We start from the raw sequence: 23457 nt of genomic DNA, 5'->3' as shown, positions 1-23457 counted from the left end.
GCCGGGCGACCCCGGAACCGGGCTCCGGACGGCCCCGAGCACACCGCCGTCCGTGTCAGGATCGAAGGATGCTGGAGAAGATCATCGCCGCGTGCGACGGCGCGTCCAAGGGAAATCCCGGCCCCGCCGCCTGGGCCTGGGTCATCGGCCGGGCGGACGGCACCGTCGAGCGCTGGGAGGCCGGCCCGCTCGGCCGCGCCACCAACAACGTGGCCGAACTCACTGCCCTGGAACGGCTCCTGGAGACCCTGGACCCCGCGGTGCCCGCGGAGATCCGGATGGACTCGCAGTACGCCATGAAGGCCGTCACCACCTGGCTCCCCGGCTGGCGCCGCAAGGGCTGGAAGACCGCCGCCGGGACCCCGGTCGCCAACAAGGACCTCGTCGTCCGGATCGACGCCCTGCTCACCGGCCGGGACGTCGACTTCGTCTACACCCCCGCGCACCAGACCGGCGGCGACCCCCTCAACGACGCCGCCGACCGGGCCGCCAGCCACAGCGCCCGCACCCAGGAGCCCCTGGGGTCGGACGCCGGCTCCGCCCTTCCCGACCCCGAGCCCGCCACGGCGCGTGCCTCCGCGTCCCGCACGCCCCGGGCGCGCTCCTCCGCGCCCGGCGGTTCCGGGGCCCCGGGGGCCCGGCGGAGTCGCCCGTCCGGCGGCACCCTGAAGGCCAAGTTTCCGGGCCGCTGCCGCTGTGGGCGTGCCTATGACAAGGGGGAGAGCATCAGCAAGAACGCGGAGGGCTGGGGCCATCCGACCTGCGTCTGAGCGCTGACGCCGTCCGAGGGGCGGGCGCACCTGTCCGCCCCCTGAGACCGCGTTCCGAGCGCCTCCGGCAGGCTTCACCCGCCCGTGGATGCGGGTTCTCCCGGGGTTCTGTTCTCAGAGCTGTTGTGGCTGCATACTGTTCCTCCTCGCACCTGGTGACGAACCGTTTTGCCTGCTCATCCGACGTCTCTCGACGTGAATCCGGCACCCGGCGAGATTCCCCCCTTCACTTCCGACGCACAGCGTCGTGACGGAAGTGACCCCTGCCCGTGAAAGACCCGAGGTTCCGTGCCAGTACCTGTTCTCCTGACCGGGCGCTCCGTGCGCCTGGAGCCGCTGGCGATGCGGCACGCCGAAGCCCTTGCGCGGGCCGGCGAGGCGGACCGATCGGCCTATGCCTTCACTCCCGTGCCCGACGGCCTGGAATCCGCTCTCGACTACATCGCCCGTGCCCTGGCCGAACAGGCCGTCGGGCGCTGTCTGCCCTTCGCCCTGGTCAGTACCGCCGACGACCGGGTGATCGGCTCCACCCGCTTCCTCGAACTCGACTATTGGCGGGGGCCGCTGGTCTGGCCCCCGACCCCCGGCCATCCCCACGGTGATCCGCTCACCGCGATCCCCGACGCCGCCGAGATCGGCAACACCTGGATCGCGGGCGACGCCCGGGGCACCGGCATCAACACCGAGGCGAAGCTGCTCATGCTCCGCCACGCCTTCGAGAGCTGGGGCGTCCGCCGGATCACCCTCCGCGCCGACGCCCGCAACACCCGCTCGCGGGTGGCCATCGAACGCCTCGGCGCCACCTGCGAGGGCATCCGCAGAGCACACTCCCGCGGCCTCGACGGCGCCGTCCGGGACACGGCCTTCTACTCGATCCTCGACGAGGAGTGGCCCACCGTCCGGGACATCATCGAGCTCCGTCTGAGCGCCCCCCGCCGGAGCCGGGTCCTCCAGGACCTCCTCCCGGCCTGACCCCCCCGGGGGGGGGGGGGGGCGCCCCGCCCCGCCGGGGGGGGGGGGGTGGGTCTTAGGTGGGTTGTGGGGTGAGGAGGAGGGTCAGGCTAGCGTGAGAGGGGGGGGGCGCCGCGGACGGGGTGTTTTCATGGAAGTGACGGGAAGGACTCCGTGTGAGGACACGGAGTAGCGGTCCTCGTGGCCGCGCACCGTGCAATCAGGATCCGCGAGAAGCGGGTGAGTCCTTCCCGCCCCCTTCCGTACGGCCACGCCCCACTTCCCTGCGGCCACGCCCCTCCTCCGCACGTCCGCCGCCTCCCCACCGGCGGCGACCCGCCGGGACGGGCGAAGGAGGCGGTCCCATGAGCGGTGGCGGGTGGACGGTCCTGGCCGTCGCCGGAGTCACGGCCGCGTACGCCCTCGGCTCCCGCCGCCTCGCCTCCACCCCGGTCTCCTCGGCACTCGTCTTCACCGGCTGCGGCGTCCTCCTGGGCCCGGCCGTCCTCGACGTGATCGGCCTCGACGAGACGGGGCCCATCACGGCGCTCCTGGAGGCGGCCCTGACGCTGGTGCTGTTCACCGACGCCATGACCGTCCGCCGCCGCGACCTCACCCGGGGCGGCTTCCTGCCCCGCCGCCTGCTCGGGATCGGCCTCCTGCTCAGCATCGCGGCCGGCTGGCTGCTGGCCTGGCCCCTGCTGGCCGGGCTCACCGTCTGGGAGCTGGCGCTGGTCGGCGTGATCCTGGCGCCCACCGACGCCGCGCTCGGCAAGACCGCGATCTCCGACCGCCGGGTCCCGGCACTGGTCCGGCAGGGCCTCAACGTGGAGAGCGGCCTCAACGACGGCATGGTGCTGCCGTTCTTCGTCGTCCTCCTCGCCGCCGTCCCCGGCACCTCGTACGCCGCCGAGGGCGTCGCGGGCACCTTCTGGCGCTCCCTGCTGCTCAGCACCGTCCTCGGCCTGCTGGTCGGCGGCATCGCCGGCCGGCTGCTCCAGGCGGCCCGGGCCCGCGGCTGGATCACCCGCGAATGGCGCCACGTCTACGTCCTCGCCGTCGCCGCCGGCTCCTACGCGCTCGCCGTCGTCGTCGACGGCAGCGGCTTCATCGCCGCCTGGGTCGCCGGCTTCGCCTTCGGACACGCCCTGCGGAACGTCCCGGCCGGCCCGCCGCGGACCACGGCGCCCGACGGCGCCGCCGGCCGGGACACGACCCCCGAACTCGCCGAGGACCTCGGCGGCCTGCTCGCCTCGATCAGCCTGCTCCTCTTCGGCGCCGTCCTGCTCGGCCCCGCCCTCCAGCACCTGACCTGGCAGATCGTGCTCTACGCCCTGCTCAGCCTGACCGTCGTCCGGCTCGTCCCCGTCGCCCTCTCCCTGCTCGGCAGCGGCCTGCGCCTCCCGACGGTGCTGTACGTCGGCTGGTTCGGGCCCCGCGGCCTCGCCTCCGTCGTCCTCGGCCTCCTGGTGGCGGAGGAACACGTCGCCGGAACCGAGCTCATGGGCCGCGTCATCGCCGTCACCGTCGCTCTCAGCGTCCTCCTGCACGGCGCCACGGCCCCGGCCCTCGCGGGGGCGTACGGCGCCTGGTTCCGCCGCGCCGGCGCCTCCGGCGACCTCCGGGAGGCCGCCGAGGTGCCGGAGCACCCGGGCCGCCGCCGGCTCGGCCGCCTCGGCGGCCCCACCGGCTAGAACCCGCCGCGCCGTGCGCCCCGGGCGTCCCGGGACCACCATGGAGGGATGCACGGGTACCGCGACCGTACCCGGCGGAGCGAGAGCGAGGTCCACCATGGCCGCCACGCACACCCCTCACCGTTCGGGAAGCACGAGCCAGCTGTGGGCGGGGGGACTGACCGTCTTCGCCGCCGTCATGCTCGGGATCACCGGCGTCGTGGGCGTCTTCCGGGGCATCATGGCGATCGCGGAGGACGACGTCTTCCTGACGACCCCGAACTACGTGTTCCAGTTCGACCTGACCGGATGGGGCTGGATCCACCTCGCCCTCGGCGCCGTCGCGATCCTCGTCAGCTTCGGCCTGTACAAGGTGTCGACGTGGGCGCGGGTGGCCGGTGTCGCCATCGCCGCCCTCGTCATCATCGCCAACTTCCTGTCGCTGCCCTACTACCCGGCCTGGTCGATCCTGATGATCGCCATGTCCGGCTTCGTCATCTGGGCCCTCTGCGTCGTGAAGCCCGACGAGGTGCGGTAGCCCCGAGGCGCCGCGAGGAGCCCGTCACGTCGTCAGCTGGTAGAGGCTGCGGCTCACCAGCCACAGTCCCAGGAGCAGACAGAGGGCGACGATGGCGGGCTCCTTGTGGCGACTGAGCCAGTCGTGCAGCCCGGTGAGGGCCCGCCGGGCCCGCTCGGGCGAGAACACCATCCACAGCTCCATCGCCAGCAGCGTGGAGCTGGCGAGGAGGCAGAAGCCCACCAGCGCCACCACGTCCCCGGCGTGGGAGAGATCGGCCTGGACGACCGTGGCCGCCGCGGCGCCGACCATCCCCCACGGCTGCAGGAGGACGGGCAGGGCCGCGGCGGACCGGAACGAGACACCGCCCGACGCGGACGCCGGCCGCTCCTCGGCCGCCGGTGCGGCGGCGGCCCGACGGGTCCGCCGGCGCCGGTACACCGCGTACCCGATCAGGCCCGCGCCGAAGACCAGCGTCGCCACCTGGGCGGCCCGCGACGGCGGGGAGCGGGGCGCCGGCGGCTGCCCGCCGGTGAGCAGCACGACGATCCCGATCACGGCCACCAGACAGGCCAGCCAGGCCCCGATGAACACCAGCCCCTTGCGCAGCCCCCGGTCCGAGGCCAGCACCAGCACGAAGGCCATGATCGGCAGCGGGAAGAGCGTCACTGCCAGCCCGATCAGCAACAGGTCGACGACCATCGCGTCACCACCGGTCCGCGCACGCCGTCCGGGCCGGCCCGAGGCGCCGGGCCGTCCGGACGGCCCGCACCGTCAGGACCGGTCCTTCCGCAGCGAGTCCCCGACGCCTGCGACCCGCCGACGCAGACTCCGCCAGGCCTTGCGCAGGTCGGCCCTGGCGCGGTCCGTCCTGCCCTCGGCCTCCAGCCGCTCGTCGCCGGTGAACCGGCCGGCGAGCTCCTTGGCCCGGCCCCTGGCCCTGTCGACCTCGTGCCGGGCCTTCTCCTTGGCCTTGCCGATCGTGCCGCCCATGTCCGCGATCCCTCCTTCGGACCGTCCCCGGCATCCACGCTAGGCCGGTGCGATCGCCCGCGCCCGTCGGCCCCCGATCACGGCCCGGTACCTTGGGCGGCGACACAGTGCCGTGCCAGGGAAGGACCGAGTGATCGCCGTGCCCGCCGAACACCCCGCCGCCGACGCCCCCGCCGAGCGGGACGCGGACCTCCTGCGCCGCACCGAGGGCCGGGCCGGATTCCTCACCCTCGACCGGCCCCGGGCCATCAACGCCCTCACCCACCCCATGGTGAAGGCCCTCGACGCCGCCCTGACCGCCTGGGAGCACGACCCCGCCGTCACCACCGTCGTCCTGCGGGGCGCGGGGGAGCGGGGCCTGTGCGCGGGCGGCGACATCCGCGCCATCCACGAGGACGCCCGCGACGCCGGCGGCACCGCCACCGTCGCCTTCTGGGCCGACGAGTACCGCCTCAACGCCCGGATCGCCCGCTACGCCAAGCCGTACGTCGCCTTCATGGACGGCATCGTGATGGGCGGCGGCGTCGGCGTCTCCGCCCACGGCTCCGTCCGCGTCGTCACCGAACGCTCCCGCATCGCCATGCCCGAGACCGGCATCGGCTTCGTCCCCGACGTCGGCGGCACCTGGCTCCTCGGCCGCGCCCCCGGCGAGCTCGGCACCCACCTCGCCCTCACCGGCGGCCAGATCGGCGCCGCCGACGCCCTCCTCACCGGCCTCGCCGACCACCACGTCCCCGCCGCCGCGCTCGACGCCCTCGCCGCCGACCTCACCCGCCTCCCCGCCGACGAGGCCCTGGCCCGGCACGCCACCGCGCCCGCCCCCGGCGTCCTCGCCGAGCAGCGCGACTGGATCGACGCCTGCTACGCGGCCCCCACCGTCGAGGAGATCGTCGACCGCCTCACCGACAGCGGCGTCCCCGCCGCCAAGGACGCCGCCACCACGCTCCTCGCCAAGTCCCCGACCGCCCTCAAGGCCACCCTCGCCGTGCTGCGCGCCGGCCGCGCCCTGGACCGCCTCGAAGCCGTCCTCGACCTGGAGTACCGGGCCTCCTGCGCCGCCGTCACCAGCCACGACCTCGTCGAGGGCATCCGCGCCCAGGTCGTCGACAAGGACCGGAACCCGCGCTGGCGGCCGGCGACCCTCGCCGAGGTCACCGACGCCGACGTGGCCCGCTACCTCACGCCCCCGCCCGGCGGCGACCTCGGCCTCGCCGGCTGACCGGCCCCGCCCCGGCCGCCGGCTCGCCCAGCGCCAGCGCCGCCGTCCGCCACGCCTCCGTGACGGCCCCGTGCGCCAGCGCCGTCGCCGCCGGCACGTCCTCCGGCAGCCGCAGCGGCGCCCCGATGTGCACGTGCAGACACGGGCGCCGCAGCGGGGCCGTCAGCACCCCCGCGATCTGCTTGACCGTCCCGCCCGAGGTGATCCGGCGCGCCCCGGCCTGCCCGACCGGCACCACCGGCGCACCCGTCGCCCCGGCGAGCCGCGCCAGACCGGTGCGGAACTCCTCCGGCGGCGCCTCCGACGCCTCGCGGCGCGGCGGGATCCGGCCCTCCGCGTAGAGCATCACCGGCCGCCCCGAGGCGAGCGCCACCGCCGCCCGGTCCAGCGCGGCCGAGGCGTGCGCGGTGTTCCGGTGCACCGGCACGTACCCGTCCCGCGACAGCGCCCGGCCGAGCCCCGGCACCCGCCACAGCCCGGCCGCCGCGAGCAGCACCGGCTCGGCGCCCAGCCGCCGCCGCAGCGCGGCCAGCACCAGCGCCGGATCGGCGAGCGAGGTGTGGTTGACGACGATGATGGTGCCCGGCTCGATCCGGGCACCGGGATCCGCGGTCACGGTCAACCGCCCGAGGAACGGGACGAGATGCGCGGCGAGACGACTGAGCACGGGCGGGACCCTCCACCTTCGGAAACCGGGACGACGACGGCCCGCCCATCGTCCGCCGGAGCCCCCGCCCCCGGCATGGGCGCCCGTACTCACCCCGTACTCAACTCCGCCGCCCCGCGCACCTGGTGTCCCGCCCCCGCCGCCCGCCGTCTACGCTGGCCCGACACGAGGTCACGACGGAGGACGGAGGCGGGAGATGGTCAGCGCGCCGCCGTCCGCCGCCCTGGTCCGGCTCCTCGCGGCGCTGCTGTGCGCGCTCGGCGCGTTCCTCGGGGCGCCCGCGCCCTCGGCCGCCGCCTCTCCGGCGCCCGCCGTCACGACCGTCACCGCGGAGCCGTCCGCGCCCGACCCCCATCTGTCGGCCGCCGCGACCGTCGAACTGCCCGCCGTCGTCGAGCAGTCCGTACGCTTCCCGGCCCCGCCCGTCGCGCCCCCGGTCCTCCGGACCCCGGACCCGGAACCCGTACGCGGGCGCGTGGCCGGGGACCCGCGCCGGGAGCGCGCGCCGCCGTCCGTCCCGTACGACCTTCGGGCCCCCCGCGGCCCACCCTCCACCCGGCACAGCTGACGCCGTTCCACCGCGCCGCCGTCCGGGCCTCCGGCATGCCCGCCGCCCGGCCACGCGCGCGTACCCCAGCTCGCCCCGCACGGACCGCCGCCCCGGCGCGCGGCCGTGCACCGCCCGTGGAGACCCCATGCCCCCGTCCGCCGTGCTCCGGCGCGCGCTCCTCGCGCTCGCCGTCGTCGCGCTCGCCCTCTGGACCGCCCTCACCACCTCGCCCCGCCTCGGCCTCGACCTCCGAGGCGGCACCCGGATCGTCCTGGAGACCCAGGATGCCCCCGGCCGCCGCGCCGACGCGGAGGCCACCGACCGCGCCCTCGAAGTGCTCCGCAAGCGGGTCGACGGCCTCGGCGTGGCCGAACCGTCGCTCGCCCGCTCCGGCGAGAACCGGATCGTCGTCGAACTCCCCGGCCTGCGCGACCCGCGCGCGGCCGCCGAGGTCATCGGCCGCACCGCCCAGCTCACCGTCCACGCCGTCACCGGCACCGCCGCCGCGCCGACGGAACGGCCCGCCGCCGACGGCACCCGCGCCCTGCGCGACCCCGACGCGGCCGGCTACCTCGCCCTCGCCGCGCCCGCGCTCACCGGCGACGGCGTGAAGAGCGCCGACGCCGTCCTCGATGCGACGGGCGGGCGCGGCTGGACCGTCGACCTCGCCTTCCGCGACGGCGCCGCCGCCGACTGGGCCCGCCTCACCGGCGAGGCGGCCTGCGCCCCGGCCGGCGACCCCGCCCGCCGGGTCGCCATCGTCCTCGACGGGCGGATCGTCTCCGCACCGGCCGTCCAGAGCGGCGTGGCCTGCGGCGGCGGCATCGCCGGCGGCGCCACCCAGATCACCGGCGGCTTCTCCGCCGAGGAGGCCCGCGACCTGGCGGCGCTCGTCGAGGGCGGCGCCCTGCCCGTCCCCGTCACCACCGTCGAGCAGAGCACCGTCGGCCCGACCCTCGGCGCCGACGCCATCCGGGCCAGTGCCCTCGCCGCCGTCATCGGCCTCGCCTGCACCGGCGTCTTCGTCATCGCCGTCTACCGGCTCCTCGGCCTGCTCGCCACGATCGCCCTGCTCCTCTACGGGCTGATCTCGTACGCGGCCGTCGTCGCCCTCGGCGCCACCCTCACGCTCCCCGGCCTCGCCGGCTTCGTCCTCGCGGTCGGCATCGCCGTCGACGCCAACGTCCTCGTCTTCGAACGGGCCAGGGAGGAGTACGCGCTCCTCGGCCGCGCCGCCGCCCTGCGGGATCCGCGCCGACCGCTCGCGGCCGCCTTCGGCAAGGCGTGGAGCGCCGTCGCCGACTCCAACGTCACCACGCTCCTCGCCGCCGGGCTGCTCTTCGCCTTCGCCACCGGTCCGGTGAAGGGCTTCGGCGTGACCCTCGCCATCGGCGTCCTCGCCTCGATGGTCACCGCCATGGTCATCACCCGGCTGCTCGCCGACGCCGCCCTCGCCCTGCCCGCCGTGCGCCGCAGGCCCGCGCTCACCGGCATGGCGGGCCCCGGCCGGCTCCGCACCCGGCTGAACCGCCGGGCACCCCGGCTGATGGCCCGCCGGCGCCGCTGGTTCACCGTCAGCACCGCGCTGCTCCTCGTCGCCCTCGCCGGGATCGGGGTGCGGGGCGTGCAGTGGGGCGTCGAGTTCACCGGCGGCCGGGACGTCCGGTACACGGCGGCGAGTCCGGTGGACGCCGACGCGGCCCGCGCCGCGATCGCCGCGGCCGGCTTCCCCGACGCCGTCGTCCGGACCACCGGCGACGGCGGCCGGGACGTCACCGTCCGGACGGTGGAGACCGGCGACGCCGCCCACGCCCGCGTCACCGAGGCCCTCACGGAGGCGGCGGGCCCCGTCACGGTCGAACGCGACGACCTCGTCGGCCCGAGCCTCGGCGGCGAGCTCCGCACCCACGCTCTCCTCGCGCTCGGCCTCGCCGTCGCCGCCCAGCTCGGCTACCTCTCCGTCCGCTTCCGCTGGACGTACGCGGCGGCGGCCGTCGCCGCGATGGTGCAGGACGTGCTGCTCGTCGTCGGTCTGTTCGCCTGGCTGGGCAAGCCGGTGGACAGCGTGTTCCTGGCCGCGCTGCTGACGGTCGTCGGCTACTCGGTCAACGACTCGGTCGTCGTCCTCGACCGCCTCCGCGAACTGCGCCGCAAGGGCGGCCGGCTGCCGCTCGCGGAGCTGGCCGACCGCGCGGTGGCCCAGACCCTGCCGCGTACGGTCAACACCGGCATGGGCGCCCTCTTCGTCCTGGCCGCCCTCGCCGTCCTCGGCGGGGACACCCTCACGGACTTCTCGGTGGCCCTCCTCGCCGGCGTCGTCCTCGGCATGGCGTCCACGGTCTTCACCGCCCTCCCCCTGACGGTCGCCCTGGAATCGCGCGCACCGGCGCCGGCCCGCCCCGCGCGGACCAGGACCGCCGACCGCACGGGGGCGGTCGTCTGACGGAGCGTGCGAGCCGGCCGCGGTCACCGCAGAGGGTGGCCGCGGCCGGGCGTCAGTGTCCGTAGGAGGCGGACCGCCGGAACACCGTCACGAGCGCCGTGTTGACGACCGCCACGAGCCCGAACACCACCGCCCACGTGCCGTGACCCAGCCCCGCCAGGGCCAGCGCCGCCGCCCCGAAGACGAGGGTCTTCACCGTCAGGACCCCGGCGAGCGGCACCTGGAACCGTGCCTTCGGGGCCGCGAACAGCCCCCAGAGCGTCGCCGCCGCCCCCGGCGCCGCCACGGCCGTCACCAGCCGCAGCCACACCGGGTCGACCGCGTTCCACCCCCACCAGGCGAGCACGCCGAGCGCGAGCATCTCCCACAGGAAGGCCAGGAGATCGTTCAGCACGTGCGCGGTTCTCATAGGACGTCCTCTCGCCGGGGGCACCCGGCCGTGCGCGACGGAGCCCCGGGGCCCACACCCCGAGGCGAACACGTGATCGTAGAGGCCATCCGCCGTAGCCGCCCACCGAGTTCGGTGAACTCCCGCCCCCGAGACCGCTGTCAGTCCCCCTCGCTACCCTTCCGCAGCATGGGATTCACCAGCGCCTGGGCCGTCACCGCCCACCCGGACACCACCGTCCCTCGCCCCCCGCCTGCTGCCCGCCCTCCGCGCGGACCGCGAACGGCCCGGCGCGCGGGAGCGGTGGGAGGCGTGGCAGCGGGCACCCCTGCCCGACCACCGCACCTGGTACGCGGCCGCGTCGCCGTCCGGGCCCCCGCCGCCCGACCCGGCGGCGATCGAGGCGTTCCACGAACTCACCGGCCCGGGACCGGCCGTGGACGACGTCTGCGGCGGCGTCCTGGACCCGGGCTTCCGCGTCGTGGACGACGTCTGGGACCAGGACCTCGACGAGGAGGACGTGTTCTTCTCCGTCCACGCCAAGGAGTACGCGGTCTCCTCCCTCTTCCACGCCCTCGGCCCCGCCCGCGCCGCGCTCCTCCCCGGCTGGTGCGGCAACTTCCTGCTCACTGCCGCCGAGGCGGCCGCCGCGCTCCCGGCGGTGGAGCGCGCCTTCGCCTTCACGGCGGCGGAACGGGCCGCGGCCGAGGCGCGGGACTGGCTCTGGTACCCGGACGAGGAGGAGTCCGTGCTCGACGGGCCGCCGCGGGTGTGGCGGACGGCGGTGGCGAAGGGGTACGGGCTCTGCGCGGTGGCCGTGCACGTGTCGTGACCGGGGGAGGGGCGCGTGCGCCGAAGGGGCGGCGGAGGTGACCCCGGCAGCGCTGGGTCGTTGCACGCATGACAACGATCACAACGTGAGGACGCGGAGGTGGTTTCCGTGAGCGTTCAGCAGGCCACGGCGGTGAGGACCTGGGTGCTCGACGACCCGGAGGACGTACGGGAGGCGGCCGGGGCGCTCGCCGCGGGGCGGGCCGTGGCGCACGGGTTCGGCAACGTCTACGCGCTGACCTTCCGTGCCGACCGGGAGACCGTCGAGCGGGTCAACCGGATGAAGGGCCGCCCCGCGGAGCGGACCCCGAGCCTGGTGACCGTGCCCGAGCGGATCCCGGCCGCCTTCGACTTCACCCGCCTCCCCGAGGGCGTGCCCCGGCAGCAGGTGCGGTCGCTGATGGACGAACTGCTCGGACTCGGGCCGATCGGGCTGCGGGGACCGGCCGCCGACCGGGTGCCCGGTGCGCTCGTCGGCACGGACGAGGGCGCCCGTACCGTCCAGGTCGTGGTGCCCGGCACCCGCTGCCCCTCGCACGCCTTCCTCGGCGCCGCGCTCGCGCGGACCGGCGGCGACTTCCTGGCCGTCGCCTCCGCCGGCCGCTCGCACGACGCGACCGGCCGGGCCCAGGAAGCCGCGCACTGGCGGGCCGACGGCCTCGCCGACGAGTTCGGCGCCGAGCCCGAGGTCAGGATCCTGGCGCACGCCGACGAGGAGGCCGCCCGCCGGCGCCATCCCTTCCACCGGCCGACCGCCGTCAGCGTCGTGTCCTTCCACCGCACCGCCGGGCACACCCGCTCCGGCCTGCCCGTGCTCGTCCTCGAACGGCACGGCTCCCTCTCGGCCGACCACATCCGCGCCGTCGCCGCCAACCACGGCTTCGGCCTCGCCCCGGCTCCGCACGCCGCCGCCCCGCTCACCCCCCGGTCGTACGGCCTCGCCTGACCCGGCGGCACCGGCTCAGGCCACCGGCGCGTCCAGCGCGATCTCCGCCCACACCGTCTTGCCCTCCGCCTCGTAGCGGACGCCCCACGCGTCCGCCAGCGTCGAGCAGATGTGCAGGCCGCGGCCGCCCTCGTCCCCGGCCTTCGCGTGCCGCAGGTGCGGGGCGGTGGCCGCGCCGTCGCGGACCTCCACGGTGAGCGCGGACTCGCCCCGGAGCAGCCGCAGGGCGACCGGCGGGGCGCCGTGCCGGACCGCGTTGGTGACCAGTTCGCTCACGATCAGCTCGACGGTGAGCGGCTCCACCCCGAGCCCCCACTCCCGTACCCGTTCCTCCGCCGCGTGACGGACCGGCGCCACCGCCGACAGCTCGCCCGGCACCTCCCACTCGGCGACGTCGCCGGCCGGCAGCCGCAGCGTGCGGGCCACCAGCAGGACCCGCTCGGGCGAGAGGAGGGCCGCCAGGTCGTCCGCCATCGGATGGGGGCCGCGGTCGGGGCGGGCCAGCGCCGCCGCGACGCGGGCCTCGGAGGGCCCGCCGCCGGTCCGCTCGGACGAGGCCAGGCACAGGGTGGTGCCCTCCGGCAGCAGGTGGGAGGCGCAGGCGAACGGCGGCCCGTCGCCGCCGAGCAGCGGCCCCACGTCCACCAGGTCCGCGTCGAGCGAGCCGTCCGGCCGGACCGCCACGCACAGCGAGGAACCCGCCCGGGCGATCTCCAGCAGCCCGGTCACCGGGTCGTGCACGGCGATCGTGCAGCTCGCCGCCGGATCGTCCGGGTCGTGCGCCCGCCCCTGCTCCCGGGCGAGCCGCTGCGTCACGAGGTGCAGCCGGGCGAGCAGTTCGTGCGGGGCGAGGTCCAGCGTCGCCAGGCTGTACACGGCGGTCCGCAGCCTGCCCATGGTCGCCACCGAGCTCAGCCCCGGCCGCTCCACCTGGCCCACCACCAGCGCCACCCGCGCGCCCGGCAGCGGGATGACGTCGAACCAGGAGCCCGCCCCGGTGCCGCCCGGCCGGTGCCGCTGGGCGATCTCGACGGCGTGCCGGGTCTCGCCCTCGGGGCGCAGCGGCCAGGACTGGAGCGCGGTCATCACGATGTGCTCGCGGGTGAAGCGGAGCGCGTTCTCCAGGCAGGTCGCCGTGTGCGCCGTCACGCCCTCGGCCAGCGCGAGGTCGTCCTCCGTGTACGGGTCGGCCCGGGGCGGGCGCCGGAAGACCACCGCCCCCAGCAGCTGCCCGCGGACCGCGAGCGGCGCCACCAGCCGGACGCCCTCGCCCGCGGGCACCAGCTCGGGCGCCTCGGGCAGCCGCTCGCCGAACAGCCCGGGCAGCAGCACCGCCCCGGGCTCCGGCAGCGGCCCGTCCTCGCGGACGGTCCCGGAGCCGCCCACGGCGGCGCAGCGCAGCAGCGGCGTCTCGCCTGCGCGCCGCAGCTCGGGCGGCTTGCCGCGCAGCACGGCGTCGGTCAGCGCGACCACGACGGAGCCGGCGAAGCCGGGCACGGTCACCTCGACCAGCTCGCGGGCGGTCCGCTCCACGTCGAGGGTCCGGCCGATCCGCTCCCGGGCCTGGTAGAGCAGTCCCAGCCGCTGCTCGGCCCGGATCCGCTCGGTGACGTCCATGACGGTCGCGACCAGCCCGATCGCCGGCCTCTCCGCCCCCTCCGTCTCCGGTGCGCGCAGCGGGTAGACGGACACCGAGTAGACGCGCTCGTGGCCCGCGTCGAGCGGCGGGCGGCCGGGCACGAGGACGTCCCGCAGCGGCGGCCCGCCGTCCAGGACCTCGCGGAGCACGTCCTCCTTCACCTCGATGCCGAAGACCCGGTACGCCTGCGCCGCCGGCCGCCCGAGGACCTCCTCGGGCGCGACGCCCCGGGTGGCGAGGACCGCGCCGGTCACCCGTACGACCCGCAGCTCCCGGTCGAGCACGTGCACCCCGACCTCGGTCTGCCGGAACACGGCGTCGAGGACGGCGTCGTCGAGCACCGAGGGAACGTCATCGAACATGTGCACCCCTGCCAGCCCTCGACACCCGGTCCAGGCCCAGTCTGGCCGCTCCCCGCGCACTCCGCCTGTCGCCGCCGGGCCCGCCGTCAGCGGGAGGGCGGGGGCATCAGGAGGAGAGCGGTGCCCAGGGAGCGTTCGCCGGTGGCGTCGGAGGGCTGGTTGACGATGCCCGCCGCCGTCGCGAGGACGCTCGAACCGCCGCCGTCGAGGTTGAGGGCCTCCCGGGCGCCCAGGGCGCGCATCAGGCGCGCGGCGCCGTCGATGCCCAGGCCCTCGCTGACGCCGGGGCGGCGGCCGTCGGCGACGACCAGCATCAGGCGGCCCCGGTCGTCCACGCCGATCATGGACCGGGGGTTGGCGCGTACCGTCCAGTCGTAGGTGAAGGACTGGTCGGGGCCGTCGCGGACGATGCCGTCGGCGACCGCGTTCACCGCCACCTCGCCGTCGCGGACCAGCGCCGGGCCCACCTGGAGGAGGGTCGTGTCGCGGTGCATCGGCACCGGGCGGCCCCGGCCGTCCCGCACCCGCTCGTCGAAGGCGAGCGTCGCGCCGACCCGCGCGGTGCGCAGCAGCCAGGCGGCGCTGTCGCCGGTGGCCTGGAGGGTCGACCCGCCGGGCGGGACGGCGGCGCCGCGGCTGTCCCGGACGGCCGTCACCCGGCCCCGGGCGTCCAGGACGGCCTCCGCGCCGGGGCCGGCCGGGGGAGTGCCCCACTCGGGGGTGAAGCGCACGAGTTCGCTGTCGTCGGTGCACCGGACGTCGTGCTGCGGCCGCTCGGTCGGCAGGTCGCCGCCGACGCCGCCGCAGTTCCAGATCGAGCCCGGGAGCCGGTTGACGCCGTCGACCTCCACCGTCTCCCCGGCCGCCGTGACCGTCACCCGGGCCGTGAAGGCGTCGACGGCGACGGACCGCCCGCCGCGCTCCAGCCGGATGCCGGACCGTCCCTGGGTGGCGGAGCCGAGCAGCCGGCCGTCGCGCACGTAGAGGCCGCCGGGGGCGCTGTCGTAGAACCACTGCCCGTTGATCCCGGCGACGGCGCCCGTGGCGCCGATCAGGGCGGTCAGCCGTTCGGTGCCGTGGAGGGTGGGGCCGTGGCCGGTCTCCAGCCGGCCGCCGAAGTCGTCGAGGTCGATCCGCAGCACGTGGACGCGCTGCGGCGCGTCGTCGTCGGTGCCGTCCTGGGCCGTGTAGCGGGTGCGGGCGGTGAACCCGGCCGCCCTGAGCCGGCCGGCGAGCGCCGCCGCCCCGGCCTCGTCCGGGAAGCCTCCGGTCCGTACCGTCCAGCCGAGCACTCCCGGCCGCAGGTCCGCGTAGGCCGGGGTGGTCACCTCCGCCACGCGCGGCTCGAACCCCGCCGCCCGCACCTCCTCCGCCACCCGCAGCGCGGTCCCGTGCGGCCCGAGGGCCAGCGGCGCGCCGGCGAGGGGGCCGTCGGGGTCCCGGGGGAGGTTGACCTGGACCGTCCACAGGTGGTCGGCGGCCTTCCGCCCGTACGTGAAGGTGGTGAGCGTCACGCCCGGCGCCGGCGTGCTGGTGACGCTCGCCGCGCCGTCCACCGGGTGGCGCGGGACGGCCGGGCGGGCCTCGGCGAGGGGCACGGAAGCGGCCGACAGGACCGCCGCGGCCGCCAGGAGGGCGAGAGACCTGCGCTGCATGGGAGTCCTTCCGTCGTCGGAACGCACCTGGGTACAGAGACAACCCGCCGTCAGTTGCCGGAGGGTGACCGGGAGTTCGACGCCGGCCGCAGAGTCGTGGAAGGTTCGGTTCCCCTCCCTTCCCCGGCGGGCGCGCAACCGCGGGGCACGGCGCCGGACATCACCCGGGCGCCGTACGCGCCGGGCCGTCGGCCCCGGCCGCCCGCCGTAGGCCCCGACCGCCCGCTGTCGGCTGCCCGCCGCACCCGTCGGGGGCGGGATCCCGCCCCCGATATCCTTCCGGCGTGGAGATCCCCTCATATGACGACATCCGGGCGCTGCACCGGAAGCACGCCCCCAGCGACGCCGCCTTCGAACTCGTCTTCACCCACTGCGAGATCGTCGCCGCCATCGCCGACCAGCTGCTCGCCCGCTCCGGCCGGGGCGTCGACGCCGACCTCGTCCGCGCCGGCTGCCTGCTGCACGACATCGGCGTCTACCGGCTGTACGACACCGCCGGACGCATCGACGGCACCTCGTACGTCACCCACGGCGTCCTCGGCCACCGGCTGCTCGCCGAGGAGGGCCTGCCCGAGGCCCTCTGCCGCTTCTGCTCCTGCCACACCGGTGTCGGCATCACCCAGGAGGACGTCCTCGCCCAGGGGCTGCCCATCCCGCCGGCCGACTACGTGCCCGTCACGCCCGAGGAGCGGATGGTCATGTACGCCGACAAGTTCCACAGCAAGAGCACCCCGCCGCGGTTCGTCTCCCCGGACAGCTTCGAGGTGCGCATCGGCCGCTTCGGCCCGGAGAAGGTCACCGTCTTCCAGGGCCTGCGCCGGCTCTACGGGGATCCGGAACTCGACGCCCTGGCCGCCACGTACGGCCACGCCGTGACCTGACCGCCCGGCCGGGCTCAGCTGGTGGCCGCGAAGAGGGTGACCACCGTCGCCGTGGTCACCGCCGCCTGCATGTTCCGGATCGCCTCCCGGACCCCGTCGGTCGCCCACTGCCCCTCCGCGAGCTCCGCCATCCGCGCGGCGACCTCCTTGCGCGGCTCCCCGGGGAACGCGAGCCGGTGCAGCTTCGCCCCGTGCACCAGCGCGACCAGCCCGGCCGTCCGCTCGTCCGGCGCGGCGCCGTCGAGGACCACGGCCCGCAGCCGCTCCCGCAGCTCCCGCTCGGCCGAGCCGTCCGCCTCGGGGTAGCGCCGCACCGGGAACAGGCCCAGGACCCGGTGCTTCTCCTCCACCACCAGACCCCGCTCGCAGAGCCGCGCGACCGTCGCCGCCGGGGCCTTCGCCTGGTCCCTCGTCAGCCACTCCGTGACCTTCGGCGCCCTGCCGCGCTTCGCCGCCCAGGCGGTGATCTGCGCCAGCCGCTCGTCGAGCAGCGGCTCCCCGGTGGGGCTCTCGTCCGTGACGGCGAGCCGCCCGCCGGACACCGACACCCGCCCGGCGAACGCCAGGTCCAGCAGGATCCCGCCCGCGACCGCCCACGAGGCGGCCTGCCGCTCCTTCGCCTCCCCGGACTCGTCGTCCAGCGACAGCAGGGCGATCTCCTCGGCGAGCGTGATCGTCATCGGCATCCTTCCAGGTGGGGGCGCCGGACACGTTCCGGCGGCTCTGCCCGGGAGGACGGCCTGACGGCCCGTCCGGTTGCCTCCGGGCGGGTGGGAACGTCCGTACGGGGCCGGCCGGCGGGCCGTTGTCAGTGGCGGCTGTCACGCTGGGGCCATGGACAGGCAGAGCGACAGCGCCAGGGGCAGGGGGAAGGACGGCGGCATGGGCGGGGACCGTGACGAGGAACTGCTGAGGGGCCGGGTCTACGGCCAGGACCACGACGACCCGCGCCCCGGACCGCGCCCCGGGCGCGCCTACGCGGAGCTGGTCGGCGGCCCGCTCGACGGGCTGCTGCTCGACGTGACCGACTGGACCGGCGAGGAGATACGCGCCGGCGCCGTCCTGGAGACGGAGCTGGGCCGCTACGGGGCGGGCGGACGTGCGGTGTACGGTCCGCGGGACGGCGACCCGGGCCGCTTCGACTGGACCGGCGACAGCCGCTGACCCGACCGTCGGCTCCCGCCGCACGGGCCCGGAACACGGAACCGCACGGGCCGGGGCCCGGAAGCAGACGGGCCGGGGCACAGAAAAAGGCGGGAACACCTCCCGCCATGTTCAAGGTATAGCGCAAGGGGGGCCTTGCGGCAAGGCCCCCCGGATGCCGCACAATCGCACATCTACCCCGTCACCTGCCGAAACGAGATTCCCCGCGTGCCCATGCCGCTCCGCACCACCGGCCCCTTCCAGCTTCCCGACCGTCTCGCCGCCAAGGCCGCCCCGGCGCTCATCGCCGACGACGAGAAGCACTTCGCCGCCGTCGCGGAGAGCCTCGACCAGGCCGTCGCCGAACTCTCCGAGCGCCTCGACGCCGTGCGCCGCGCGCCCGGCGGCGTGGGCCGCGAGGCGATGGAGCGCGACCTGGAGGTCCACCGCCTCTCCGGACGGCTGCGCGCCCTGCGCCGCTTCGGCCTCGACCTCTGCCTCGGCCGGATCGTCTCCGCCGACGGCGAGGAGCCCCTCTACATCGGACGGCTCGGCCTCACCGACAGCGCCGGCAACCGGCTGCTCGTCGACTGGCGCTCGCCCGCCGCCGAGCCCTTCTTCGGCGCCACCCACGCCCACCCGATGGGACTGGCCAGCCGGCGCCGCTACCGCTGGAACGGCGGCGCGATCACCGACTACTGGGACGAGGTCTTCACCGAGGGCGGCCTCGACGCGCACGCGGCCCTCGACGACCAGTCCGCCTTCATCGCCAGCCTCGGCACCAACCGCTCCGAGCGGATGCGCGACGTCCTCTCCACCATCCAGGCCGACCAGGACGCCATCGTCCGCGCCGGCTCGCGCGGCGCCCTCGTCGTCGACGGCGGCCCCGGTACCGGCAAGACCGTCGTCGCCCTCCACCGCGCCGCCTACCTCCTCTACTCCGACCCCCGGCTCGGCCACCGCCGCGGCGGCGTCCTCTTCGTCGGCCCCCACCAGCCCTACCTCGCCTACGTCTCCGACGTGCTGCCCAGCCTCGGCGAGGAGGGGGTGCGCACCTGCACCGTCCGCGACCTCGTCCCCGAAGGGGCCGCGGCCCGCCCCGAGAAGGACCCGGAGGTCGCCCGGCTCAAGTCCTCCGCCGCACTGGTCCGCGGCATCGAGAAGGCCGTCCGCTTCTACGAGGAGCCGCCGGCCGAGCCGACCCACGTCACCACCGACTGGGGCGACCTCACCGTCACCCCCGAGGACTGGGCGGAGGCGTTCGACGCCCCCGGCCCCAGCACCCCGCACAACGAGGCCCGCGAACTGATCTGGGAGGAGCTGGTCGCGCTCCTCACGGAGAAGGCCCGCGGCGAGGTCCCCGAGGCCCTCTTCGAGCGGGCCCTGCGGAGCGACCGGGAGCTGGTCGGCACCCTCGACCGCGCCTGGCCCATGCTGGAGCCCACCGACCTCGTCGGCGACCTGTGGACCGTCCCCGCCTATCTGCGCCTGTGCGCCCCCTGGCTGGACCGGGACGAGGTGCGCGCCCTCCAGCGGGCCGACGCCCAGGCGTGGACCGAGTCCGACCTGCCGTACCTCGACGCGGCCCGGCAGCGGCTCGGCGACCCCCGCTCCGCCGCCCGCAAGCGCCGGGAGAAGGCGACCCTCGCCGCCCGCAAGGAGCGGATGGCCGGCGTCATCGACAACATCGTGCGCTCCGACGACGACGGCGAGGGCGCCGTCACCATGCTGCTCGGCAAGGACATCCAGGACAGCCTCGTCGACGACGCCGGCCTGCCCGCCGCCGCCACCGACCCGCTGGCCGGCCCCTTCGCCCACGTCGTCGTCGACGAGGCCCAGGAGCTCACCGACGCCGAATGGCAGATGCTGCTGCTCCGCTGCCCGTCCCGCAGCTTCACCATCGTCGGCGACCGCGCCCAGGCCCGGCACGGCTTCACCGAGACCTGGCGCGAGCGCCTGGAGCGGATCGGCCTCGACCGGATCGAGACCACCTCGCTCAGCATCAACTACCGCACCCCCGAGGAGGTCATGGCGGAGGCCGCGCCGGTCATCCGCGCCGCCCTCCCGGACGCCAACGTGCCGACCTCGGTCCGCGCCTCCGGCACCCCCGTCCACCACGGCACCACCGCCGAACTCGACACCGTCCTCGACGACTGGCTGGCCGGGCACGCCGACGGCGTCGCCTGCGTCATCGCCGCCGAGGGGCGTCTCCCCGACCTCGGCGACCGCCCCCGGGTCAGGGCGCTCACCCCGAGCCTCTCCAAGGGCCTGGAGTTCGACCTGGTCGTCCTCCTCGACCCGCAGGAGTACGGCGAGGGCATCGAGGGCGCGGTGGACCGCTACGTGGCGATGACCCGGGCCACCCAGCGGCTCGTCGTCCTCACCGGCGGCTGACCGGTGGCCCGGACGCTCAGGACGGCAGCCCGCCGCGCGCGATCACGTCCGCGTACCAGCGGGCGCTGTCCTTGAGCGTCCGCCGCTGGCTGGCGAAGTCCACGTGCACGATCCCGAACCGCTTGCTGTACCCGAAGGCCCACTCGAAGTTGTCGAGCAGCGACCACAGGAAGTAGCCCCGCACGTCCGCGCCGTCCTCGATCGCCCGGCGCACCGCCGCGAGGTGCCCGTGCAGGTACGCGACCCGCTCCGGGTCGCGCACCTGCCCGGACGGGTCGGCGTAGTCGTCGTACGCGGCCCCGTTCTCGGTGATCACCAGCGGCACCTCCGGCAGCTCGTCGCGCAGCCGCACCAGCAGCTCGTACAGCCCGTCCGCGTCCACCGGCCAGTCCATCGCCGTCCGGGGGCCCGGCGCGGGCAGGAACCGCACGTGCCGCTCCGCGCCGGCCCACGGCGACGGCGACTCCGAGGACCCCGCCGCGACCACCGTGGGGGAGTAGTAGTTCAGGCCCAGCGAGTCGATCGGCGCCGCGATCGCCGCCAGGTCCCCGTCCCGGACGAACGCCCAGTCCGTCACCCCGGCCGTGTCCCGGACCAGGTCCTCCGGCAGCCGGCCCCGGAAGACCGGGTCCAGGAAGATCCGGTTCGCCACCGCGTCGATCCGCCGCGCCGCGTCCCGGTCCTCCGCGGACTCCGTCAGCGCCCGCACCACGTGCAGATTGAGCGTCAGCGAGACCTCCGCGCCGGCCGGCAGCGTCTCCCGCAGCGCCCCCACCGCCCAGCCGTGGGCCAGGTTCAGATGGTGCGCGGCGCGCAGCGCGGCCGCGTCGTCCGTCCGGCCCGGGGCGTGCACGCCGTTGCCGTACCCGAGGAAGGCGGCGCACCACGGCTCGTTCAGCGTCGTCCAGGTCGCGACCCGGTCGCCCAGCCCGTCCGCGACGATCCCGGCGTACTCGGCGAACCGCGCGGCGGTCTCCCGGCGCGGCCAGCCGCCCGCGTCCTCCAGCTCCTGCGGCAGGTCCCAGTGGTACAGCGTCGCCACCGGCCGGATGCCAGCCTCCCGCAGCTCGTCGCAGAGCCGCCGGTAGAAGTCCAGGCCCTTCTGGAGCGCGGGACCGCGCCCGGTCGGCTGGACGCGCGGCCAGGCCACCGAGAACCGGTAGTCCGTCACGCCCAGTTCGCGCATCAGGGCCACGTCCTCGCGGACCCGGTGGTAGTGGTCGGCGGCGATGTCGCCGGTGTCGCCGTTGCGGACCTTGCCCGGCGTCCGGCTGAAGGTGTCCCAGATGGACGGCGTCCGGCCGTCCTCCGTGGCCGCGCCCTCGATCTGGTACGCGGCGGTGGCGGTGCCCCAGCGGAAGCCCTCCGGGAAGCGGAGCGTCGCGGGGGAGTCGGGGCGGGCGTCGACGGCGGTCATGAGGAGGCAACTCCAGGGAGGGAGAGGGGAGGAGGTACGAGGAGGGGGAGGACGGGGGCTCAGCCCTTGACCGCGCCCTGCATGATGCCGCCGACGATCTGCCGGCCCAGCAGGCCGAAGACCAGCAGCACGGGCAGCGTGCCGAGCAGGGTGCCGGCCATGATCACCGACTGGTCGTGGACGTATCCGCCGCCGAGCTGGCGGAGCGCCACCTGGACGGTCGGCTCCTGCGAGGAGAGCGCCACGATCGGCCAGAAGAAGTCGTTCCAGGCGGCCATGAAGGTGAGCAGGCCGAGGACGGCCATGCCGGGGCGGGCGATCGGCACCACGATCGACCAGAAGATCCGGGCGGTGGAGGCGCCGTCCACCCGGGCCGCCTCGATCAACTCGTCGGGCAGCGACTGCACCAGGTACTGGCGCATGAAGAACACGCCGAAGGCGGAGACGAGTCCAGGCAGGATCACCGACTGGAGCTGGTTCACCCACTGGAGCTCCGCGATCAGCATGAAGAGCGGGATGACGCCGAGCTGCGGCGGGATCATCATCGTGCCCACGGTGACCGCGAGCAGCGCGCCCCGGCCCCGGAAGCGGAGCTTGGCGAAGGCGAAGCCGGCGAGCGTGCAGCACAGCACGGTGCCGACGGTGATCGAGCCGGACACGATGAGGGAGTTGAGCAGCGCCTTGCCGATGTCCGCCTCGGCGAGGACGGCCTCGAAGTTCCGGATCAGATGGGGTCCGGGCACCAGCGACGGAGGCACCTGGGCCAGGTCGGCGTTGGTGCGGCTGGCCGCGACGATGGTCCAGTAGAACGGGAAGGCCGAGACGAGGACGGCCAGGATCAGCACGGCGTACGCCAGCGGGCCGGCCTTCAGGGTCCGTCCGGCGCCCGACCTGCGGGGGCGGACGCGGGGCCGTCCCGCGGGGGAGACGACCGGGGCGGGCGGGTCGGCGAGCGCGGTCATCGGCCGGCCTCCTTGCGGGAACGGCGGCGCGCGATCAGGGCGTTGACCCCGACCAGCACCAGGATCAGCAGGAACATCACCCAGGCGATCGCGGCCGCCCGGCCCAGGTGGAAGAAGCCCCAGCCCTGCTCGTACATGTACAGGCCGAGGGTCTGGTACTGGTGCGAGATGCCGCCCGACATGGATCCCTCGAAGAGCAGCGGCTCGCCGAAGAGCTGGGTCGCGCCGATCGTGGAGACCACGACCGTGAAGAGGATCGTCGGCCGCAGCCCCGGCAGCGTCACGTGGAAGAACTGCCGCCACCGGGAGGCGCCGTCCATCTCGGCCGCCTCGTACAGCTCCGACGGGATGGACTGCATGCCGGCGAGGTAGATCAGGGCGTTGTAGCCGGTCCACCGCCACACGACGATGGTGGAGACGGCGATCTGGGAGCTGAGGGTGCCCGACTGCCAGTCGATCGGCCCCACGCCGACCAGTCCGAGCACGTAGTTGAAGAGCCCGAAGTCGCGGCCGAAGAGCTGGGCGAACACGAGCGTCGCGGCGGCGACCGAGGTGGCGTACGGCAGCAGCATCGCCGTCCGCAGGAAGGTCCGGCCGCGCAGCCGGTGGTTGAGCAGATGGGCCAGCGCGAGGGCCATCACCAGCTGCGGGACGGTGGACAGCACGCCGATGGTGAAGGTGTTGCGCAGCGCGGTCCAGAAGAACTCGTCGCCGAACAGCGCGGTGTAGTTGCCGAGCCCGCGCCACTCCATGGCGCCGGGGTCCTGGAGCTCGACCCGGTGCAGGGACACGTACGCCGTGTAGACCAGCGGGAAGAGCCCGAAGGCGGCGAACAGGGTGAAGAACGGGGCGACGTACGTGTACGGCGACACCGCGCGCCACGCCCGCCGGAGGGCCGGCTGGCGCGGGACGGTGACGGCTTTCGCCGGTGCGGTGAGGGTCACGGTGCGGCCCTTCGGGAGACGGTCACGGAGGAGGGGGGAGACAGCGGAGGGACGGACCGGGGGGGGGGAGCCGCCCCCGCCGCGAGGGGCCCGGCGCCCCGCGCCGGGGTAT

22 protein-coding genes are annotated in these 23457 nt (G+C 75.6%); 12 read left to right on the top strand and 10 right to left on the bottom strand.

Annotation, left to right across the window (positions count from 1 at the left end; genetic code table 11):
• The first annotated feature begins 68 nt into the window (after nucleotides 1–68).
• The 4 genes from ACFW1I_RS10345 (at nucleotide 69) to ACFW1I_RS10330 (ending at nucleotide 3932) form a co-directional block, all read left to right on the top strand.
• On the top strand, nucleotides 69–770 hold the full coding sequence (locus ACFW1I_RS10345) for a ribonuclease H (RefSeq protein ID WP_384668345.1): 702 nt from the start codon (nucleotides 69–71) through the stop codon (nucleotides 768–770).
• 288 nt (nucleotides 771–1058) lie between these two features.
• Nucleotides 1059–1742 carry a GNAT family protein gene (locus tag ACFW1I_RS10340; protein ID WP_319012011.1) on the top strand — a complete coding sequence of 228 codons (684 nt, stop codon included), beginning with the start codon at nucleotides 1059–1061 and terminating at the stop codon, nucleotides 1740–1742.
• A 344-nt stretch (nucleotides 1743–2086) separates the two neighbouring features.
• Nucleotides 2087–3415 (top strand): cation:proton antiporter, encoded by a 1329-nt coding sequence (locus ACFW1I_RS10335; RefSeq protein WP_384668342.1) that lies wholly within the window; start codon nucleotides 2087–2089, stop codon nucleotides 3413–3415.
• Between the two features lie 97 nt (nucleotides 3416–3512).
• Entirely contained in the window at nucleotides 3513–3932 is a 420-nt protein-coding gene (locus ACFW1I_RS10330) for a hypothetical protein (protein WP_384668339.1), read from the top strand.
• Between the two features lie 24 nt (nucleotides 3933–3956).
• Here ACFW1I_RS10330 and ACFW1I_RS10325 read toward each other — a convergent pair whose 3' ends face one another.
• Together ACFW1I_RS10325 and ACFW1I_RS10320 are read right to left on the bottom strand one after the other, a co-directional pair.
• Nucleotides 3957–4613, bottom strand: coding sequence for a GAP family protein (locus ACFW1I_RS10325; RefSeq protein ID WP_384668336.1), 657 nt, complete (start codon nucleotides 4611–4613; stop codon nucleotides 3957–3959).
• 72 nt (nucleotides 4614–4685) lie between these two features.
• Nucleotides 4686–4904, bottom strand: a complete 219-nt coding sequence (locus ACFW1I_RS10320; RefSeq protein ID WP_384668333.1) for a CsbD family protein — start codon at nucleotides 4902–4904, stop codon at nucleotides 4686–4688.
• Nucleotides 4905–5043: 139 nt separating this feature from the next.
• Between ACFW1I_RS10320 and ACFW1I_RS10315 the strand changes: the two genes are divergently transcribed.
• The gene (locus ACFW1I_RS10315; protein ID WP_384668481.1) at nucleotides 5044–6123 is read left to right on the top strand and encodes an enoyl-CoA hydratase/isomerase family protein; all 1080 of its coding nucleotides are present in this window, start codon (nucleotides 5044–5046) and stop codon (nucleotides 6121–6123) included.
• Here the strand turns inward: ACFW1I_RS10315 and ACFW1I_RS10310 are convergent.
• Nucleotides 6083–6790, bottom strand: coding sequence for a lysophospholipid acyltransferase family protein (locus ACFW1I_RS10310; RefSeq protein ID WP_384668332.1), 708 nt, complete (start codon nucleotides 6788–6790; stop codon nucleotides 6083–6085). The genes ACFW1I_RS10315 and ACFW1I_RS10310 overlap by 41 nt on opposite strands.
• A gap of 196 nt (nucleotides 6791–6986) precedes the next feature.
• On the opposite strand from ACFW1I_RS10310, the gene ACFW1I_RS10305 reads away from it, so the two are divergent.
• Nucleotides 6987–7358 (top strand): hypothetical protein, encoded by a 372-nt coding sequence (locus tag ACFW1I_RS10305; protein WP_384668329.1) that lies wholly within the window; start codon nucleotides 6987–6989, stop codon nucleotides 7356–7358.
• 127 nt (nucleotides 7359–7485) lie between these two features.
• Nucleotides 7486–9783: a protein translocase subunit SecD gene (gene secD / locus ACFW1I_RS10300; RefSeq protein ID WP_384668327.1), complete on the top strand. Its 2298-nt coding sequence runs from the start codon at nucleotides 7486–7488 to the stop codon at nucleotides 9781–9783.
• A 52-nt stretch (nucleotides 9784–9835) separates the two neighbouring features.
• Here the strand turns inward: secD and ACFW1I_RS10295 are convergent, their stop codons facing one another.
• Nucleotides 9836–10192, bottom strand: coding sequence for a YrdB family protein (locus ACFW1I_RS10295; protein ID WP_384668326.1), 357 nt, complete (start codon nucleotides 10190–10192; stop codon nucleotides 9836–9838).
• A gap of 415 nt (nucleotides 10193–10607) precedes the next feature.
• Here ACFW1I_RS10295 and ACFW1I_RS10290 point away from each other — a divergent pair, with 415 nt between their 5' ends.
• Both ACFW1I_RS10290 and ACFW1I_RS10285 read left to right on the top strand, forming a co-directional pair.
• Nucleotides 10608–11003 (top strand): hypothetical protein, encoded by a 396-nt coding sequence (locus tag ACFW1I_RS10290; protein WP_384668323.1) that lies wholly within the window; start codon nucleotides 10608–10610, stop codon nucleotides 11001–11003.
• Nucleotides 11004–11111: 108 nt separating this feature from the next.
• Nucleotides 11112–11948, top strand: coding sequence for a hypothetical protein (locus ACFW1I_RS10285; RefSeq protein ID WP_384668320.1), 837 nt, complete (start codon nucleotides 11112–11114; stop codon nucleotides 11946–11948).
• Nucleotides 11949–11963: 15 nt separating this feature from the next.
• Here the strand turns inward: ACFW1I_RS10285 and ACFW1I_RS10280 are convergent, their stop codons facing one another.
• Both ACFW1I_RS10280 and ACFW1I_RS10275 read right to left on the bottom strand, forming a co-directional pair.
• Nucleotides 11964–13949, bottom strand: a complete 1986-nt coding sequence (locus tag ACFW1I_RS10280; RefSeq protein WP_384668317.1) for a SpoIIE family protein phosphatase — start codon at nucleotides 13947–13949, stop codon at nucleotides 11964–11966.
• A gap of 86 nt (nucleotides 13950–14035) precedes the next feature.
• A complete protein-coding gene (locus ACFW1I_RS10275; protein ID WP_384668315.1) occupies nucleotides 14036–15604 on the bottom strand; it encodes a phosphodiester glycosidase family protein in 1569 nt (522 codons plus the stop codon).
• A 284-nt stretch (nucleotides 15605–15888) separates the two neighbouring features.
• On the opposite strand from ACFW1I_RS10275, the gene ACFW1I_RS10270 reads away from it, so the two are divergent.
• A complete protein-coding gene (locus tag ACFW1I_RS10270) occupies nucleotides 15889–16485 on the top strand; it encodes an HD domain-containing protein (protein WP_384668312.1) in 597 nt (198 codons plus the stop codon).
• Nucleotides 16486–16499: 14 nt separating this feature from the next.
• On the opposite strand, the gene ACFW1I_RS10265 is transcribed toward ACFW1I_RS10270, so the two are convergent.
• Nucleotides 16500–17165: a GPP34 family phosphoprotein gene (locus ACFW1I_RS10265; RefSeq protein ID WP_384668309.1), complete on the bottom strand. Its 666-nt coding sequence runs from the start codon at nucleotides 17163–17165 to the stop codon at nucleotides 16500–16502.
• A gap of 202 nt (nucleotides 17166–17367) precedes the next feature.
• Between ACFW1I_RS10265 and ACFW1I_RS10260 the strand changes: the two genes are divergently transcribed.
• On the top strand, nucleotides 17368–17649 hold the full coding sequence (locus ACFW1I_RS10260) for a hypothetical protein (RefSeq protein ID WP_384668479.1): 282 nt from the start codon (nucleotides 17368–17370) through the stop codon (nucleotides 17647–17649).
• Nucleotides 17650–17862: 213 nt separating this feature from the next.
• The gene (helR, locus tag ACFW1I_RS10255; RefSeq protein WP_384668476.1) at nucleotides 17863–20022 is read left to right on the top strand and encodes an RNA polymerase recycling motor ATPase HelR; all 2160 of its coding nucleotides are present in this window, start codon (nucleotides 17863–17865) and stop codon (nucleotides 20020–20022) included.
• 16 nt (nucleotides 20023–20038) lie between these two features.
• Here helR and ACFW1I_RS10250 read toward each other — a convergent pair whose 3' ends face one another.
• Genes ACFW1I_RS10250 through ACFW1I_RS10240 form a run of 3 tightly spaced genes read right to left on the bottom strand, consistent with a single transcriptional unit; the run spans nucleotide 20039 to nucleotide 23345 of the window.
• Nucleotides 20039–21439 carry a GH1 family beta-glucosidase gene (locus ACFW1I_RS10250; protein WP_384668308.1) on the bottom strand — a complete coding sequence of 467 codons (1401 nt, stop codon included), beginning with the start codon at nucleotides 21437–21439 and terminating at the stop codon, nucleotides 20039–20041.
• 59 nt (nucleotides 21440–21498) lie between these two features.
• The gene (locus tag ACFW1I_RS10245) at nucleotides 21499–22401 is read right to left on the bottom strand and encodes a carbohydrate ABC transporter permease (protein ID WP_384668305.1); all 903 of its coding nucleotides are present in this window, start codon (nucleotides 22399–22401) and stop codon (nucleotides 21499–21501) included.
• Nucleotides 22398–23345 carry a carbohydrate ABC transporter permease gene (locus ACFW1I_RS10240; RefSeq protein ID WP_384668302.1) on the bottom strand — a complete coding sequence of 316 codons (948 nt, stop codon included), beginning with the start codon at nucleotides 23343–23345 and terminating at the stop codon, nucleotides 22398–22400. Before ACFW1I_RS10240 ends, ACFW1I_RS10245 begins: the two co-directional genes overlap by 4 nt.
• Between the last annotated feature and the right edge of the window lie 112 nt (nucleotides 23346–23457).

The sequence above is a fragment of the Streptomyces sp. NPDC058955 genome (genome assembly GCF_042741435.1).
In the GTDB taxonomy this organism is placed as follows: domain Bacteria; phylum Actinomycetota; class Actinomycetes; order Streptomycetales; family Streptomycetaceae; genus Streptomyces.
The sequence above is the reverse complement of the archived record's forward strand: the minus strand, read 5'-3'. Positions and strand labels throughout refer to the sequence as shown.

Coding starts and splice junctions, on each gene's coding strand:
- ACFW1I_RS10345 (WP_384668345.1), top strand. CDS start 69: ATGCTGGAGAAGATCATCGCCGCGTGCGACGGCGCGTCCAAGGGAAAT.
- ACFW1I_RS10335 (WP_384668342.1), top strand. CDS start 2,087: ATGAGCGGTGGCGGGTGGACGGTCCTGGCCGTCGCCGGAGTCACGGCC.
- ACFW1I_RS10330 (WP_384668339.1), top strand. CDS start 3,513: ATGGCCGCCACGCACACCCCTCACCGTTCGGGAAGCACGAGCCAGCTG.
- ACFW1I_RS10325 (WP_384668336.1), bottom strand. CDS start 4,613: ATGGTCGTCGACCTGTTGCTGATCGGGCTGGCAGTGACGCTCTTCCCG.
- ACFW1I_RS10320 (WP_384668333.1), bottom strand. CDS start 4,904: ATGGGCGGCACGATCGGCAAGGCCAAGGAGAAGGCCCGGCACGAGGTC.
- ACFW1I_RS10305 (WP_384668329.1), top strand. CDS start 6,987: ATGGTCAGCGCGCCGCCGTCCGCCGCCCTGGTCCGGCTCCTCGCGGCG.
- secD (WP_384668327.1), top strand. CDS start 7,486: ATGCCCCCGTCCGCCGTGCTCCGGCGCGCGCTCCTCGCGCTCGCCGTC.
- ACFW1I_RS10295 (WP_384668326.1), bottom strand. CDS start 10,192: ATGAGAACCGCGCACGTGCTGAACGATCTCCTGGCCTTCCTGTGGGAG.
- ACFW1I_RS10280 (WP_384668317.1), bottom strand. CDS start 13,949: ATGTTCGATGACGTTCCCTCGGTGCTCGACGACGCCGTCCTCGACGCC.
- ACFW1I_RS10275 (WP_384668315.1), bottom strand. CDS start 15,604: ATGCAGCGCAGGTCTCTCGCCCTCCTGGCGGCCGCGGCGGTCCTGTCG.
- ACFW1I_RS10265 (WP_384668309.1), bottom strand. CDS start 17,165: ATGACGATCACGCTCGCCGAGGAGATCGCCCTGCTGTCGCTGGACGAC.
- ACFW1I_RS10260 (WP_384668479.1), top strand. CDS start 17,368: ATGGGCGGGGACCGTGACGAGGAACTGCTGAGGGGCCGGGTCTACGGC.
- helR (WP_384668476.1), top strand. CDS start 17,863: ATGCCGCTCCGCACCACCGGCCCCTTCCAGCTTCCCGACCGTCTCGCC.
- ACFW1I_RS10250 (WP_384668308.1), bottom strand. CDS start 21,439: ATGACCGCCGTCGACGCCCGCCCCGACTCCCCCGCGACGCTCCGCTTC.
- ACFW1I_RS10245 (WP_384668305.1), bottom strand. CDS start 22,401: ATGACCGCGCTCGCCGACCCGCCCGCCCCGGTCGTCTCCCCCGCGGGA.